Annotated in this window: 14 protein-coding genes; 2 read left to right on the top strand and 12 right to left on the bottom strand. The window is 48.5% G+C overall.

Going from position 1 to position 15,688, the window contains the following annotated elements; all coding sequences use genetic code 11:
* Window positions 1-72: 72 nt before the first annotated feature.
* Both EDI28_RS20625 and EDI28_RS20620 read right to left on the bottom strand, forming a co-directional pair.
* On the bottom strand, window positions 73-1,686 hold the full coding sequence (locus EDI28_RS20625) for an ABC transporter ATP-binding protein (protein WP_128785776.1): 1,614 nt from the start codon (window positions 1,684-1,686) through the stop codon (window positions 73-75).
* Between the two features lie 197 nt (window positions 1,687-1,883).
* A complete protein-coding gene (locus EDI28_RS20620; protein ID WP_128785775.1) occupies window positions 1,884-2,108 on the bottom strand; it encodes a zinc ribbon domain-containing protein in 225 nt (74 codons plus the stop codon).
* A 227-nt stretch (window positions 2,109-2,335) separates the two neighbouring features.
* Between EDI28_RS20620 and EDI28_RS20615 the strand changes: the two genes are divergently transcribed.
* Both EDI28_RS20615 and EDI28_RS20610 read left to right on the top strand, forming a co-directional pair.
* Window positions 2,336-3,772, top strand: coding sequence for a GH1 family beta-glucosidase (locus EDI28_RS20615; protein WP_128785774.1), 1,437 nt, complete (start codon window positions 2,336-2,338; stop codon window positions 3,770-3,772).
* 126 nt (window positions 3,773-3,898) lie between these two features.
* Window positions 3,899-4,903, top strand: a complete 1,005-nt coding sequence (locus EDI28_RS20610) for a LacI family DNA-binding transcriptional regulator (RefSeq protein WP_128785773.1) — start codon at window positions 3,899-3,901, stop codon at window positions 4,901-4,903.
* Window positions 4,904-5,083: 180 nt separating this feature from the next.
* On the opposite strand, the gene EDI28_RS20605 is transcribed toward EDI28_RS20610, so the two are convergent.
* The 10 genes from EDI28_RS20605 to ndk all read right to left on the bottom strand — a co-directional run bounded on the left by EDI28_RS20605 (window position 5,084) and on the right by ndk (window position 15,657).
* Complete coding sequence (locus EDI28_RS20605; protein WP_128785772.1) at window positions 5,084-5,959, bottom strand: alanyl-tRNA editing protein; 876 nt, start codon at window positions 5,957-5,959, stop codon at window positions 5,084-5,086.
* 139 nt (window positions 5,960-6,098) lie between these two features.
* The gene (gene der / locus EDI28_RS20600; protein WP_128785771.1) at window positions 6,099-7,586 is read right to left on the bottom strand and encodes a ribosome biogenesis GTPase Der; all 1,488 of its coding nucleotides are present in this window, start codon (window positions 7,584-7,586) and stop codon (window positions 6,099-6,101) included.
* 181 nt (window positions 7,587-7,767) lie between these two features.
* The gene (bamB, locus tag EDI28_RS20595; protein ID WP_128785770.1) at window positions 7,768-8,925 is read right to left on the bottom strand and encodes an outer membrane protein assembly factor BamB; all 1,158 of its coding nucleotides are present in this window, start codon (window positions 8,923-8,925) and stop codon (window positions 7,768-7,770) included.
* Window positions 8,926-8,936: 11 nt separating this feature from the next.
* On the bottom strand, window positions 8,937-9,548 hold the full coding sequence (locus EDI28_RS20590; RefSeq protein ID WP_128785769.1) for a YfgM family protein: 612 nt from the start codon (window positions 9,546-9,548) through the stop codon (window positions 8,937-8,939).
* Between the two features lie 13 nt (window positions 9,549-9,561).
* Window positions 9,562-10,830 carry a histidine--tRNA ligase gene (gene hisS / locus EDI28_RS20585; protein ID WP_128785768.1) on the bottom strand — a complete coding sequence of 423 codons (1,269 nt, stop codon included), beginning with the start codon at window positions 10,828-10,830 and terminating at the stop codon, window positions 9,562-9,564.
* 103 nt (window positions 10,831-10,933) lie between these two features.
* Window positions 10,934-12,049: a flavodoxin-dependent (E)-4-hydroxy-3-methylbut-2-enyl-diphosphate synthase gene (ispG, locus tag EDI28_RS20580; RefSeq protein ID WP_128785767.1), complete on the bottom strand. Its 1,116-nt coding sequence runs from the start codon at window positions 12,047-12,049 to the stop codon at window positions 10,934-10,936.
* A gap of 17 nt (window positions 12,050-12,066) precedes the next feature.
* Entirely contained in the window at window positions 12,067-13,050 is a 984-nt protein-coding gene (rodZ, locus tag EDI28_RS20575) for a cytoskeleton protein RodZ (RefSeq protein WP_128785766.1), read from the bottom strand.
* Complete coding sequence (gene pilW, locus EDI28_RS20570) at window positions 13,040-13,795, bottom strand: type IV pilus biogenesis/stability protein PilW (protein WP_128785765.1); 756 nt, start codon at window positions 13,793-13,795, stop codon at window positions 13,040-13,042. The genes rodZ and pilW overlap by 11 nt, the downstream gene beginning before the upstream one ends.
* A 76-nt stretch (window positions 13,796-13,871) precedes the next feature.
* Window positions 13,872-14,993, bottom strand: coding sequence for a dual-specificity RNA methyltransferase RlmN (rlmN, locus tag EDI28_RS20565; RefSeq protein WP_128785764.1), 1,122 nt, complete (start codon window positions 14,991-14,993; stop codon window positions 13,872-13,874).
* A 235-nt stretch (window positions 14,994-15,228) separates the two neighbouring features.
* Window positions 15,229-15,657 (bottom strand): nucleoside-diphosphate kinase, encoded by a 429-nt coding sequence (ndk, locus tag EDI28_RS20560; RefSeq protein WP_128785763.1) that lies wholly within the window; start codon window positions 15,655-15,657, stop codon window positions 15,229-15,231.
* Between the last annotated feature and the right edge of the window lie 31 nt (window positions 15,658-15,688).

Here is a 15,688-nt window from a genome sequence, read left to right as displayed (position 1 = left end):
CCAGAATCAAAAAACGCCGCAAAAACGGCGTTTCTTTCTGTATTTATCAGATTAGCACATTAACTTCGCCGATCAGGCTACATCATCAATTAACATACAGGCGTTAATCAAACGTTGGGTATACGCCTGCTGCGGCGCATCAAACACTTGTTGTGCCGTGCCTCGCTCTACCACTTCTCCGTGCTGCATCACAATCACTTCATCCGATATCGCCCGTATTACCGACAGATCATGGCTGATAAACAGATAGCCAATATTATGTCGTTTCTGAATATCTTTCAGTAGCTCCAATACCGTCAATTGCACAGAGCGATCAAGTGCTGATGTAGGTTCATCAAGCAGGATAAACTGCGGCTCCATGATCAATGCCCGTGCAATAGCAATCCGCTGCCGTTGTCCTCCCGAAAACTCATGAGGATAGCGATTGATACAACTCGGCTCCAAGCGGACCTCTTCCAATGCCTGACGGGCACGCTGCATACGCTCTTGCTTGGTCAAATCAGAAAACACCGTGAGCGGCTCGGTAATAATTTCTCCGACCGTCATTCTCGGCGACAACGAACCATAGGGATCCTGGAACACCATCTGCATGTTTCGCTTCAGTTCATAACGCTGTTTCTCAGTCATCGTGCGGACACTCTGTCCTTCGAAAAGAATGTTGCCGGTAGAGGGGAGTAACTGCATCAAAGCCCTGCCCAACGTTGATTTTCCGGAACCGGACTCACCGACAATTCCGACCGTCTGCCCAGGGCGTACAGCCAAACTGATCCCTTTTACCGCCTCAAGGTACTCCGTTTCTACACCGAACCAATTCGTTTTCAGTACATACTTCACTCTGATGTTTTCAGCCTCCAACACGTTTGATGAGTGAGTCTCTTCGGAAGGTCCATGAGCTTTAGGCTCAGCATCCAGTAACATTTTGGTGTAACTGTGACGAGGGTCATTAAATATCTGGCGAACATTCCCGGTTTCAACGACCTCGCCCTTGCACATCACCACCACATCATCGGCAAAGTGCTTTACCACTCCCAGATCGTGGGTAATAAATAAAATCGCCATTCCCATCTCGGCCTGGATGTCTTTCAGCAACTTCAGCACTTCACCCTGTACCGTCACGTCCAATGCCGTGGTTGGCTCGTCGGCCACAAGAATATCGGGCTTATTCGCCAGCGCCATGGCAATCATGATCCGCTGCAGCTGGCCACCAGAGAACTCATGCGGGTAATGTCGCAGTCTTTTTTCTGGCTCGGGCAACTGCACCTTATTAAATAGTGCCAATGTTTCGGCCAAGGCTTCTTTGCGTGACACCTTACGGTGGCAAACAATCGCTTCAGCCACTTGTTCCCCTATCGGCATATACGGGTTAAGCGAAGTCATCGGCTCTTGAAAAATCATCGCAATCCGATCGCCACGAACACGTCGCAGTGATTTTTCAGACATCGTCAGCAACTCCTGCTGCTGAAAGCTAACGGAGCTCTCGGCTGAAATCACCGCATTGGATGGCAACAGCCCCATAATACTGCTGGAAGATACCGACTTGCCCGAACCGGATTCACCGACCAGTGCCAGCGTATGACCCTTTTCAAGCTGAAATGAAATATTCCTCACCGCCTCGACGGTTTCATCTTCCATTTGAAACGAAACAGAAAGGTTGTTGACTTGCAAAAGTGGAAAAGCTGATGTCATACCAATAATCCCTATCAGTGAACACAGGTATCGTAATGATAACCATTATCAATGAAGATTACCTTGCTCTGACAAGATTTGCCACTGTTAAGTATTAGTCTGTATCGACTCTTTAGCTAGATATACAACCAGATATAACCAAGAAGGTAAGGGAAACCAATACAGATGCTACGGTTAACCACCAGTCATCATATTGATCAAGCGAACTCGAAAACCACTTTGACACGAGACTTGGACTTCAGCTCATTACAGTGATTGCAGAAATAGCTCGCTGAGCCGCAAGCCTGCAGCTTTTCCAGCTCGTCTTCACAATCGGGACAAAATGCCTTTTTCTTTACCGGGTGCTGACAGGCTTCACAATAATACTGACCGTCTTTCCAGCTCAGAGGACTTTGGCAGCCTGGACAGTTATTTTCGTTCATCGTCTTTTTCCTATTTAAATGGTTAATTCCCCCAATAATCGGTGATTCACCAACATAGCGCAACGAAAAAGCGAGGAGATACAATTGCCATTTGATCCATCTCATTTTCACGATCTTTCCGATCAGGTTCACGCTACCGATAAAAATGAAACCGGTTTCTGTGACCGGTTTCATTTTTAAGCTAGAGTAATGCTGTCCTGTTCATTAATCACGAAGGTAATCCAGCTATGACTAGAGAAAAGAATGCGTCTGTGTTCCCTGACAGTTTCTTGTGGGGAGCTGCATCAGCGGCCTACCAGATAGAAGGTGCCCATGATGCTGACGGGAAAGGACCGTCAATCTGGGATGTTTTTTCTCACCAGCCAAATACCACCCACGAAGGCACCAACGGTGATATCGCCGCGGATCACTACCATCGCTTTAAGGAAGATGTTGCGCTCATGGCGGAGGCTGGCCTGCAAAGCTATCGCTTTTCAATCAGCTGGCCGCGCTTGCTGCCTGAAGGCCATGGCAAGGCCAACGCCGCTGGTATTAAATTCTACAGCGACCTGATTGATGAACTACTAAAGCACGGCATCAAACCCATGATCACGTTATATCACTGGGATTTACCTCAGGCCCTGCAAGACATCGGCGGCTGGGAAAGCCGCAAAACCATCGATGCATTCGAGCAGTATGCCCGTTTGTGCTATAACGAGTTTGGTGATCGCGTCGAGCTTTGGTCAACCTTCAATGAGACCCTGATTTTTATTGGTATGGGTTACTTTACTGGCGCGCACCCACCGGGGCTAGCGGATCCCAAGCGCGGTATCCAAGCCTGCCACCATGTCTTTATCGCCCATGCCAAAGCCGTCAAGACATTCCGCCAGTATCGGGCCCAAGGACTTATTCCGGACAATGGCCAAATCGGTTTTGTAAACGTCATGCAACCACATGATCCGATCACCAATAGCCCGGAAGATATCGCCGCCTGCATACTGGCCGATGATCTTCTGACCCACTGGCTCTACGATCCGGTGCTCAAGGGCGAATACCCGCCGCATATTCTTAATATGGCTCAGCTAACTTGGGGCGTTCCCGAGTTTGCCCCTGACGATGAAGCACTGCTCAAAGACAATATTTGTGACTTTATCGGCGTGAATTACTACAAACGAGAATGGGTTGCGGCCAACCCAGATATAGATAACACCACAATCAATACCACAGGCACAAAAGGGTCGGGACAAGCATTTGGCTTCAAGGGACTGTTCAAGTTCGTCCACAACCCCGAATCAACCTATACCGACTGGGACTGGGAAATTTATCCAGAAGGGCTTTGCATCGGCATGATGCGGCTGAAAGAGCGCTATGGCGATATTCCTTTCTATATCACCGAAAACGGACTGGGAGCCAAAGATCCTATCGTAGACGGTGAAGTACTTGACAACCCGCGTATCGATTACCTGTCGAGCCACATTGCTGCCGCTGAATCAGCGATTAAGCAAGGCATCGATGTACGTGGCTACTATCCGTGGTCTTTCATTGACTTGCTTAGCTGGCTAAACGGATACCAAAAACAATATGGTTTTGTCTATGTCGATCGCGATAAAGAGCTGACACGTCAACGCAAGAAATCATTCTTCTGGTATCAAAAAGTGATCCAGTCGAATGGCGTGACTCGATAGCACCACTCAACAAAAGATAAATCATTGTTGATCCAAACAAGGATCATGCCCGACAATACGCCATCTCGTGCTTTGCTCGGGCATTACCCTTTCAGTTTGGCACTATCTTCAGGAATCGATTTACCCATGGCAACGATTAACGATGTATGTAAGCTTGCCGGAGTCTCCAAAGCCACGGTATCCCGTGTGCTCAACAACACCGGACAAGTCAAAAAATCCACTGCCGATGCCGTTTATCAAGCCATAAACACATTAGGGTACAAGCCCAATAGTCTGGCCCGCGCGTTGGCGACCAACTGTACCAATACATTGGGGCTGGTTGTTTCTGCCTTTGAAGGTGCCTATTTCAGCAGCCTAATGCGCAAGGCATCTGAAACCAGCGCCAATGACGGGAAACAGCTGCTGATCATGGATGGCGGCCACAGCCCGCAGTCAGAGGAGAAAGCCATCCACAGTCTGGTCGAACGCAAAGTCGACGCAGTTATCCTCTACACCCGAAAAATGCCCGCCGAAAAACTAAAGACGCTCATGGAAAGCCTGCCAGTTCCTTTGATTGTGATAAACCAGATGGTCGAAGGTTTTGAGCCGCGCTGTATCTGTTTCGACCAATATCAGGCTGCCTGTAATGCCACTGAGTTTTTAATTGCAAAGGGGCACAACAAGATTGCCTGCATCAGCGGCCCTGAAAACTCGGTTAATTCCAGCCTGCGACTACAGGGATTCAAAGATACGCTGGCCAAGCATCATCTGCCGCTTTGCGGTATATATCACGGCAACTATTACACCCAAAGCGGTTATCACGCCTGTCAGGCCCTGCTTGACAGCAATCAACCGTTCAGTGCTCTCTTTGCTGCCAATGACAGCATGGCGATGGGTGCCATCCGCGCATTGCACGAGGCAGGCATCAACGTACCGGAAGAAATTTCAGTGATGGGTTTTGACAACGATCCTGCAGGCCCATTCTTGATACCTAGCCTATCGAGCATCATGCTTCCGGTAGATGCCATGGCACAAACCGCTATTGAGCAAGCAATGCGACTGTTAAAAGGGGATAAGATCAGCGAAGTTGATTTATTTTCAGGCAGCTTGATCGTTCGTGAATCTGTTGATCAACTTAAAAAGCCACGGTGATCAGCGATCAGGTATCAAAAGAACATTTATCAATACACATCCCGAAAGCATAAGTTACATGTTCTGTTTTTGGATTTGTGGCGATATATATATCTTATTCTTTTGAGTTTAACGAGAAGATCAAGCAAGAAATAAATCACTCCGATGCATTTCTTGCCTGCACATTTATCGCGGTAGCATTTAGCCATCTGTTTTGGTTAGCATCACCAGCTCTTGGTCGCTGACTTGCTGAAACTCAACCTCCAGCTTGCTGTAATCGGTCAGAGACTGAATATGTGTTCCGCCACACGGAATTTCAATCAGCACTCCATTTTCAATCTCACAAAGCCAGTATCTTGAATCGGTCAGCGCCTTCCCTTCGCAACGTATCATCACGGCAGCACCAGCCTGACGCCATACTTCCAGCTGCTGATTAACCTTGGCCTCTACCTCGCTCAGGCGCTGCAGAAGATCAGCACTATTCAGGCCTCTTTTACGCAACGTTTTGCCCAGACGGTAGGTATCCGTACTGCAGTCTTCCGAAACACGGCTTTGGATCTGAGCGTAGCTATGAAAGTCGTAGTGCCCTAATTCATCTTTGCGTGACGCATCTTTACGCCAGAAGTCATGATGCAGCACCTTATTCAATGCCAATGAAGATAGGTGTCCTCCGCTGTGCCCTCGGCTCAGCGCCTGCTGATAGATTTTATCAACTATCAGCTCAACCTGGCTGCCGACAACAAGTTCCATAACAGGTTGAATATGATGAACAACGACAAATGCCCAACCTTCCGTATCGCGTTTAACGGGGATAGCAGCGCCGACATACAGTTCGCCGGTAGCCAGATCAACAGCTCCCGTATAGCAGCCGACAACATCATGGCATTTGCCATCAATAATGACCACACCCTGATCGGCAGGATGGTCAGGCCAAATGTGGCTAACAGGATGAAAAGGGGTCTGATCGGTTACCAACCAACTTCCCTCTTGCTCGGCTGGAATACATAACTGAACTTCAGCCATCGCTTGCCACTGTTGTTTGGCAAATAACACTTGGGTTGGGGTAACACCTGACATTGTCTTTCCTTTGCAGCTACATGTAATCTCGGTATTTTATACCAATATACAAACTCCAACGCATAAAAAAACCCAACCTAAGGCTGGGTTTCTCGAAACAGAAAGCGATATAAGATCACTCCGCGTACAGATACTACGCTTACTTGTCTCGGTTTTTAATTACGCTGGTTAGACGCTTGCGCTGACGCTCTTGAGACACAGTCAGCTTTTGCTTCTTACCTTCAAATGGGTTTTCGCTGCTCTGGAAATGAATACGAATTGGCGTACCCATCATTTCCAGCGACTTACGGTAATAGTTCATCAGATACCGCTTATATGAACCCGGAAGTTCATTCACTAGGTTACCGTGAACAACAACGATCGGCGGGTTATAACCACCAGCGTGTGCATATTTTAGTTTCACTCGACGACCACGTACCATCGGCGGCTGGTGATCATCCTGAGCCATCTGCATGATACGAGTCAGCATCGAGGTACTGATACGCTTCGTCGCTGACTGGTAGGCTTCCTGTACTGACTCATATAAATGACCAACACCGGTTCCGTGCAGAGCAGAAATAAAGTGAATACGGGCAAAATCAACGAAACCAAGACGGCGGTCCAGTTCAGACTTAACGCGCTCTTTCACTTCGTTATCCAGTCCGTCCCACTTATTAACAGCAATAACAAGAGAACGACCGGCATTTAGAGCATAACCCAGCAAGCTCAGATCCTGATCCGAGATATTCTCACGTGCATCAATAATAAGCAGCACCACGTTGGCATCTTCAACCGCTTTCAGCGTTTGAATCACTGAGAATTTCTCTACGGCCTGGTGCATGTTCTTACGGCGGCGAATACCTGCAGTATCAATCAGGACGTATTCCTGACCATCTCGCTCCATCGGGATATAGATAGAGTCGCGCGTTGTACCTGGCATATCGTACACAACGACACGTTCTTCACCGAGAATACGGTTCGTCAGGGTTGATTTACCAACATTCGGACGACCGATAATTGCCAGCTTAATCGGCTGCTCCTGCAGGCGCTTATAGGCCGCCTCTGCATCTTCCTCCGACAAGTTGGCTTTTTCAATATCTTCAACCGAATCAAGCTCAACAATGTCGCCGTCTTCATCCTCAGATGCTTTCAGTGACTCTGCAAACGGTGCCAGTGCACGTTCCATCAGGGCCGTAACCCCACGGTTTTGAGCCGCTGCCATTTGGAACATTTCATCCACGCCCAGCTTCCAAAAATCAGCACAGGCACTGTCGGCATCAATACCATCAACCTTGTTAACCACAAGGAAAGTCGGCTTTTCGCGGCTACGAAGGTGTTTGGCAATACCTTCATCGGCTGGGGTCAAACCTGCTCGGCCATCAACCATGAACAGCACAACATCGGCTTCTTCGATAGCAGCCAATGACTGCTCAGCCATTTTGGTTTCAACACCTTCTTCGGTTCCATCGATACCACCGGTATCGATAACAATAAATTCGTGCTCTTCGAGCTCAGCTTTACCGTACTTACGATCCCTTGTTAAGCCAGGAAAATCTGCAACCAGCGCATCCCTTGTACGGGTAAGACGGTTGAATAACGTCGATTTACCCACATTCGGGCGCCCGACAAGGGCAACAACAGGAATCATAACTACCTCTTACTTTTCATAGTCTTAATGACATATTTTCCATTCATTCTTGTCTCCAGCAGCCTCTTTGGACTTCCTTCACCCGACAATAATATAGTGAATGGATATAACGATAACGGCTCCTGACTGTATGACACAGCAGGAGCCGACAAATTTTATACGGGCGCATTATACCGACAATTTACGGCATTTGCATTTTGTTAATACGTCCATCCCGTGTCACGACGAGATACCCGTCGTTCAGCGGCTGTGGCGGAATAGCAATCCCACTACCATCGGTAGCCTGTTGAGCAACAAAATCACCGGTGTCCGGATCGAGCCAGTGAAGATACCCTTCACTGTCACCGAGAACGACATAACCATTAATAACAGAAGGTGCACTGAGCAGACGATGCTCAAGGTGTTGATTCTGCCATAGCTCTGTGCCGCTTCGGATATCAACCGCAACCACATGATCTTTATCTGTTACTAAATATAGCTGGCTGCCATCAATAACGAAATCTGTCGCAGACGAGTAGCTACGCTTCCAGGCCGCCTGACCGGTTCGCAGTTCAATTGATACCAGGTTACCATTATAACCAACCGCGTACAGACGCTCACCGGCAATAATCGGGGTAGCATCAACATCAACCAGACGGTCTATTTCTGTTCCGCCTTTCGGCGAACCAACAGGTTGCTGCCACAACATCTGGCCATTGTTCATCAATGCACCGGCAAGTCGGCCATTAGCCTGGCCCCAGAAAATACCGCCAGAGATCGCAACAGGTGAACTATCACCGCGCAATGTCAGGTTTGGCACTTCGCTGCTAAGCTGCCATTTAGGTTCACCGTTATCGGCATCCAACGCCTGCAAGATACCGCGACTGGTATTAACAACAACAAGGCCTTCATCTACAAGAGGTTTGGCAAGCACTTCACCCTCGACGGTAGTACGCCAAGCTTCTTCGCCCGTTTCTTCATCTAGGGCAATAACTTCCGCATTCTCGGAACCAATAAACAGCTTACCGTAGGACAATGCTATCCCACCGGCCAGCTTCGCTGTTATCTCGGCTTCCAAGTCCTGTTCCCAGAGAGTCTTACCTGTTTCTGGATCCAGCGCTTTCACTAACCCACTGCGATCGGCGACAAAAATCTTGCCGTAACCGACTGCAGGAGCCAACTTAGAAAAATAATGTCCGACGCCATCACCAACAGATTGAGACCAGCTTTGCTGAGGAGAAAAGGAACTTTCAACCTGCGGCAATGGCGCCATCTGTATGGTGTCTTCTTCGCCGGCGCAGCCAGCAAGAATGCCAACAGCCAATGCGACGGATACGGCTTGCTTCAAAACCTTCTGCATACATATCAACCTTACTGCGCCAGATCGTCAAGTTTGATCTTCAGCGCAGGCGATTCGCCCAACTGCTGGGCCTGCACATATGCTTCACGGGCAGCAATAGCATCGCCTTTTTGCAACAGCACATCCCCGCGTAGTTCGGCAACCTTAGCCTGCCAGCTCTCGGCTGAAACCTTATCCAATTCTGCCATCGCCAAATCAAACTTCTGCTGCTCGGCATAGATACGGGCAAGACGTGTCTGCGCAATCGGTAAGATTGCTTCGTCCTGAGTATTGCCAATCGCCCAGCTCAGCTGCGCGGCAGCTGCATCCAACTCACCCTGCATCACTTGTGCCTTGGCCAGCTGCAACGCAGCCAGCACTGAATACTGGCTACTTTCATGAGCGGTGATGAAAGCCTGAACATCCGCCACAGCGTCAGTGCTGCCGCTTTCCAGACGGTTTATCACCTGAGTGTAAGCATCTGATGCCTGCTCTTTGCCTGCCTGTACTTCACCCTGATAATAACGCCAGCCGTACAGGCCCCCCAGACCAATCACAGCGCCTAGAACAACGGCTTTACCGTTCTCTTTCCACCAAGCCTTAATCTGTTCAACCTGTTGCTCTTCTGTGATGTTGACGTCCACTTCCTGTCCTCTCTTAAATCAATTCTGCAAGCTTCGCTGCTACGCTGTCCTGTGCCATGGTTGTTTGCTCGCCACCACGAAGATCTTTAACAACCACCGTGTTTTCGGCAATCTCGTTCTCACCAAGAACAAGTGCAATAGCAGCGCCAACATTGTCGGCACGTTTAAACTGTTTCTTAAAACTACCGCCACCAAAGTGACTCATTACGCGCAGGCCCGGTACTTCTTCGCGAAATTTTTCTGCCAGCTTCATACCAGCCATCATAGTACCTTCGCCGGCAGTTACTATGTAAACATCTACCGAGCGGCGTACATCGGTCAGCTCGAGAGTTTCCATCAGCAAAACCAGACGCTCAAGGCCCATCGCAAAGCCAACCGCTGGGGTTGCTTTACCGCCAAGCTGCTCAACCAGACCATCGTAACGACCACCGGCACATACGGTACCCTGAGCACCCAAGCTTTCGGTGACCCACTCAAATACAGTGCGGTTATAATAATCTAAACCACGTACAAGACGTTCATTTACTTGATATTCGATACCAGCAGCGTCTAATAGTTCACATAAACCGGCAAAATGTTGCTTAGATTCTTCATCTAAGTACTCAGACAGTTTAGGCGCGTCGACCAAAATCTCCTGAACAGCTGGATTTTTAGTATCAAGCACACGTAGCGGGTTGGTGTGCATGCGGCGCTTGCAGTCGTCATCCAGTACATCCAGATGCTGCTCAAGAAACGCCACCAGTGCGGTACGGTATGTTGCACGCGCTTCCAAAGAACCGATTGAGTTCAGTTCCAGACGAACGTGCTCAAAAATCCCCAGTTCACGCCAGAAGCGTGCCATCATCATGATTAACTCGGCGTCCACATCTGGACCATTTAGACCAAATACTTCGACGCCAAACTGATGGAACTGACGATAGCGGCCTTTCTGCGGACGCTCGTGGCGGAACATTGGGCCGGTGTACCACAGGCGCTGCTCCTGGTTGTACAGCAGACCATTCTGGATCCCCGCACGAACACATCCAGCCGTGCCTTCAGGACGCAGGGTCAGGCTGTCACCGTTGCGATCGTCAAACGTGTACATCTCTTTTTCAACGACATCCGTCACTTCACCGATAGCACGCTTGAACAAATGCGTAGATTCAACGATAGGCATACGTATTTCATTATAGCCATATGCGCTAACTACTTGCTTAATAGTATCTTCCACTTTGTGCCAAAGCGGTGATTGTGTTGGTAGGCAGTCGTTCATGCCTCGAATTGCTTGAATTTGTTTCGCCACGTGTATTCTCGTTAACCGATGGGGAATTGAATCGAATATATAGGTTCTGGCAAAAATAGTGAACCACGCCCTGAGGATCAGAGCGTGGTTCAGGCATATTTTGCTATTTTTCCGTTATATCAATGCGATTATTGACATCTAGCATTGATGCTTTTGCACGGATTTTGGTTTCTAGCTGATCGATAACGTTATCATTATCAAAACGTTCTTTCTGGCGGACCCCGTCATCATAGAACGCACTCTTGCGGTTACCGCCAGCAATACCCAGATGTGAAACTTCTGCTTCGCCAGGGCCATTAACCACACAGCCAATTACAGATACGTCCATAGGGATAGTGATATCTTCTAGGCGTTGCTCTAACTCGTTCACGGTGCCAATAACATCAAACTCCTGACGCGAGCAGGTTGGGCAGGCGATAAAGTTAATACCGCGGGAACGAATACGCAAGGACTTGAGGATATCAAAGCCGACCTTGATCTCCTCAACCGGATCGGCGGCAAGAGAAACACGCAATGTATCACCGATCCCCTCGGACAGAAGCATACCCAAGCCAACCGCTGATTTCACCGAGCCAGCACGCAAGCCACCCGCTTCGGTGATCCCTAAATGCAACGGCTGCTTAATTTGCGCCGCCAGTTTGCGGTATGACTCGACAGCAAGGAAGACATCAGAAGCCTTAACGCTGACCTTGAACTGATCAAAGTTCAGACGATCAAGGATATCAACATGGCGCATCGCCGACTCAACCAAAGCTTCTGGTGTTGGTTCGCCATACTTCTGCTGAATATCTTTCTCCAGCGAACCACCATTGATACCGATACGGATCGGAATATTTCGATCACGCGCACAATCAACCACCGAGCGGATACGGCTCTCATTACCGATATTGCCCGGATTAATGCGCAGGCAATCGACACCATACTCGGCCACTTTCAGGGCGATACGATAATCAAAATGGATATCGGCAACCAGCGGGAGATTCACTTGCTGCTTGATCTGCTTAAATGCCTCGGCAGCATCCATTGTCGGAACTGATACTCGAACAATATCTGCCCCAACGTTTTCCAAGGCTTTGATCTGCGCGACAGTGGCTTCAACATCAGTCGTACGCGTATTGGTCATCGACTGAACAGCAATTGGGGCGCCATCACCAATAGGGACATCCCCGACATAGATCCGGGTAGACTGACGACGTTTAATTGGAGACTCGTTATGCATTACATTCACTCTGTTTACTACGGCAGCTTCAATCGGGCTACTTTACCAACCGGATATTTACTAAGATCAACCGGTTCACCTTTGTAGCTTATTTTAACAGCACCCGGAGCACCTAGCACCAGTTTAAATGGTGCAGTACCATCTAAATTAAGCACCTCACCCGACTTCTTGATCCCGGTGTCGAGTCGCTTGCCGTTGGCATCACGTATATCGACCCAGCAATCAGCACTGAAAGTCAGTTTCAATTCGGATTCGATAACCGCTACCACGGCATCTTCCGCGGTTGTGACTGGCGTTTGAAGAGAAGCCAGACTATCGGCGCTATCAGTCACCTCACCATCCAGATCGGAAGGTGCAGGCTCGCTACTGAAACTATCATCAAAACTTACAATAGGTTCAACGGACTCGGAAGAGGAGTCGACAATCAGGGGGGCTATCCCCTCCAGAGCAGTACCTTCTGCCGCGGCATTGATATCGGCGGCTGAAAGCTCTTCATTGCTAACTGTTGGCGAATTGGCACCAGCCAAAGATTCGTCCAACGGTTGGCTCTGCTCGGCAAGCTCCAATGCATCGGTCTCAGGTTCCATCTGCAAGTTCTGCCACCACCAAATCCCCGTCAATCCAACTAAGATGATTGCCAGCGCCCAAGTCAGACGCATAATACGGCTATCATGAGCCTCTCGTTTGGTTCGACGAGAAAAACTCTGCATCTCGTGCTCTTGAGGCTGTGCATGTCCGTGCAGATCCAACTTGGCCAGCACGTCTGCTTCATCCAGCCCGACAAACTTGGCGTATGAACGCACATAGCCACGTGTAAACGTGGCTAGCTGTGATTTTTCAAAGTTATTATCTTCGATGTCATTGATCACCGAGAGGCGAAGCCTCAATCGGCTGGCAATATCCTTCTGTGAATAGCCAAGCTGCTCACGAGCCTGACGTAGCATATCCCCCGGACGAATGACTTCTTCTGTTGATAGATCTTCGTTCTGTTCAGTATTCATTGGCTAGATATTTTTGATATTGCTGTGAGTTCGGGTAGCGCTCTTTGAGCAGGCTGCCATACTTCTCAACATGGGTTGAGCGTCCGGCATCACTCTCAAGCTGAAGCAGCAGCAATAAGCTGTCTGCATTGTACCCGTACCTCTTATTAAATTTAAAAAGCATGGCGCGCGCATCGTCTAAATTGTGGGAGTCTATTTCCAGCTGCGCCAGCTGTAACATTGATTTCGGCTGATAAGGTTCATAAGCCAGGGCCTTCTCAAAGTAGCCTTTAGCTTGCGGTTTGTTACCACTTTTAAGGCTACAAAAAGCGGCATTTTCATAGCTCGCCGAAGTCTGATAGTAATCTGGTTGTTTTATGGCTTTCTCGAAAGCAGTGATAGCATCATCATAGCGCTGCTGACTACACAAGAATACACCATAGTTATTCTGAACATCGCCATTTTCTGGCGAATCGCGCAATGCCCGTTGATACATTTTCTCAGCGGCAGCCGGTTCATCGACTTGCTGATAGTAATAGGCCATCGCATTCTGTGCTCGATAATATCGCGGCGCGTAGTCAAGCGCCAGCTCAAGGTTATCACGAGCTCGTTGCCATTGCCCAGATTCTAGATAGCTAAGACCAAGAGATATCCTGGCCTCAGACACTTCTATATTGTCAATTTCGTTTCTATTGCCAGCTTCATCGACTGTGACACAGCCCATTAACAAACTACACAATAGAGGGGACATCGTCCACCGTACCATATTTTCCCCAAGCCAACGTCCATGTATTAGCTAATACCAGGCTACATCAATCCAGACCTGGTACAGGCATCTGTGATTAGACTGCTTTTACAGGGATTTGTTCATCTTTTTGTTGCTTCGCTTGTGTCCGTTTCGTGCGGTCAATCACATCGCCGACCAATTGCCCGCATGCAGCATCGATATCATCACCACGTGTTTTACGCACGGTTACGGTAAAGTCATACTCCATCAACGTTTTCATGAAGCGATCTATACGCGAGTTGCTTGGTTTCTTGTATGGTGAACCCGGATACGGATTAAATGGGATCAAGTTAATTTTCGCTGGGGTATCTTTCAATAATTTAGCCAGCTGGCGCGCATGGTCCATATCGTCATTAACATGATCCAGCAGCACATATTCCACTGTGACACGGCCACGGTTCGCATTCGTTGAATCAACATAGCGACGCACCGACTCAAGGAACGTCTCAATATTCCAACGATCATTGACCGGCATAATTTGCGAACGCAGCTCATCAGTCGGTGCATGCAGCGAAATGGCCAACGCCACATCAATGTTCCCTGTCATCTGATCAAGACCTGAAACGACACCGGATGTCGATACTGTTACCCGACGCTTCGATAGGCCAAAACCCAAGTCATCAAGCATGATCTCTAGCGCAGGGATCAGGTTTTTCATATTCAGCAGCGGTTCGCCCATCCCCATCATGACTACGTTGGTAATTGGACGGCGTCCGGTCTCTTTCTCGATACCGATCTCTTTCGCTGCACGCCAAACCTGTCCGATGATTTCCGATACGCGCAAGTTACGGTTAAAACCCTGTTGGGCCGTCGAGCAGAACTTGCATTCCAATGCACAGCCTACCTGAGAGGAAACGCAAAGCGTTGCTCGATCTTCGTCTGGAATATAAACCGTTTCTACGTCCTGATCACCAACCCGCATCGCCCACTTGATGGTACCGTCAGAAGAATGCTGAGCTTCAGATACGTAAGGCGCACGAATTTCAGCAACACGTTTCAGCTTCTCACGTAGCTTCTTGTTGATGTTTGTCATCTGATCGAAGTCGTCACAACCGAAATGGTAGATCCACTTCATGATCTGATCAGCACGGAATGGTTTTTCACCAAGCTCGTCAGCGAAATATTTTCGCAGACCCTTGCGATCAAAATCCAGCAGATTAGTTTTGACTGTTGTCATCGGTTGTTGCCTCACTAAATAATGACTGATTCTGCACCTTGGCAACCTCAAGTAGGGTGGCTGCATGTAACAGGACAATTCAAGGCGCGAAATTGTACAGCCTTTGCTGCTCAGTTTCCACTAGGATACCCATAAGGATATTTTAGCAACCGCGGCAATTTAAGTGCACAAAACAAAACGGGAAGCCAAGGCTTCCCGTTAATAATCTGTTTCGATTGAAATTTAACCAGCACTTCTAGCCGCGAGGACATATCTCGTCATCCGCAAAGAAATATGCAATCTCACGCGCTGCAGATTCAGGGCTGTCTGAACCGTGTACTGAGTTATGACGCATACTCAAGGCAAAATCGGCACGAATTGTCCCGCATGCAGCCTCTTCAGGATTGGTTTTCCCCATCAGTTCACGGTAACGCACAATCGCATCTTCACCTTCCAGTACCTGCACCAACACAGGGCCAGATGTCATAAACGACACTAAATCGTCGAAAAAAGGTTTATTTTCATGCTCGGCATAAAAGCCCTGGGCTTTTTCAGCATTTAAATGCAGCATCTTGGCAGCAACAATTTTCAGGCCTGCATTTTCAAAACGCTGGTAAATAGCACCAACCAAATTACGCTTTACGGCATCAGGCTTAACGATGGAAAATGTTCTTTCAATTGTCATTATTATTCTTCCTTTTGAATCAGTTCATCAC

Source organism: Photobacterium chitinilyticum (assembly GCF_004104355.1).
Lineage (GTDB): Bacteria > Pseudomonadota > Gammaproteobacteria > Enterobacterales > Vibrionaceae > Photobacterium > Photobacterium chitinilyticum.
The sequence above is the reverse complement of the archived record's forward strand: the minus strand, read 5'-3'. Positions and strand labels throughout refer to the sequence as shown.

What these genes read in the sequence shown, in the direction of transcription:
- EDI28_RS20625 (WP_128785776.1), bottom strand. Translation starts at nt 1,686, where the DNA reads ATGACATCAGCTTTTCCACTTTTGCAAGTCAACAACCTTTCTGTTTCG.
- EDI28_RS20620 (WP_128785775.1), bottom strand. Translation starts at nt 2,108, where the DNA reads ATGAACGAAAATAACTGTCCAGGCTGCCAAAGTCCTCTGAGCTGGAAA.
- EDI28_RS20615 (WP_128785774.1), top strand. Translation starts at nt 2,336, where the DNA reads ATGACTAGAGAAAAGAATGCGTCTGTGTTCCCTGACAGTTTCTTGTGG.
- EDI28_RS20610 (WP_128785773.1), top strand. Translation starts at nt 3,899, where the DNA reads ATGGCAACGATTAACGATGTATGTAAGCTTGCCGGAGTCTCCAAAGCC.
- EDI28_RS20605 (WP_128785772.1), bottom strand. Translation starts at nt 5,959, where the DNA reads ATGTCAGGTGTTACCCCAACCCAAGTGTTATTTGCCAAACAACAGTGG.
- der (WP_128785771.1), bottom strand. Translation starts at nt 7,586, where the DNA reads ATGATTCCTGTTGTTGCCCTTGTCGGGCGCCCGAATGTGGGTAAATCG.
- bamB (WP_128785770.1), bottom strand. Translation starts at nt 8,925, where the DNA reads ATGCAGAAGGTTTTGAAGCAAGCCGTATCCGTCGCATTGGCTGTTGGC.
- ispG (WP_128785767.1), bottom strand. Translation starts at nt 12,049, where the DNA reads ATGCATAACGAGTCTCCAATTAAACGTCGTCAGTCTACCCGGATCTAT.
- rodZ (WP_128785766.1), bottom strand. Translation starts at nt 13,050, where the DNA reads ATGAATACTGAACAGAACGAAGATCTATCAACAGAAGAAGTCATTCGT.
- pilW (WP_128785765.1), bottom strand. Translation starts at nt 13,795, where the DNA reads ATGGTACGGTGGACGATGTCCCCTCTATTGTGTAGTTTGTTAATGGGC.
- rlmN (WP_128785764.1), bottom strand. Translation starts at nt 14,993, where the DNA reads ATGACAACAGTCAAAACTAATCTGCTGGATTTTGATCGCAAGGGTCTG.
- ndk (WP_128785763.1), bottom strand. Translation starts at nt 15,657, where the DNA reads ATGACAATTGAAAGAACATTTTCCATCGTTAAGCCTGATGCCGTAAAG.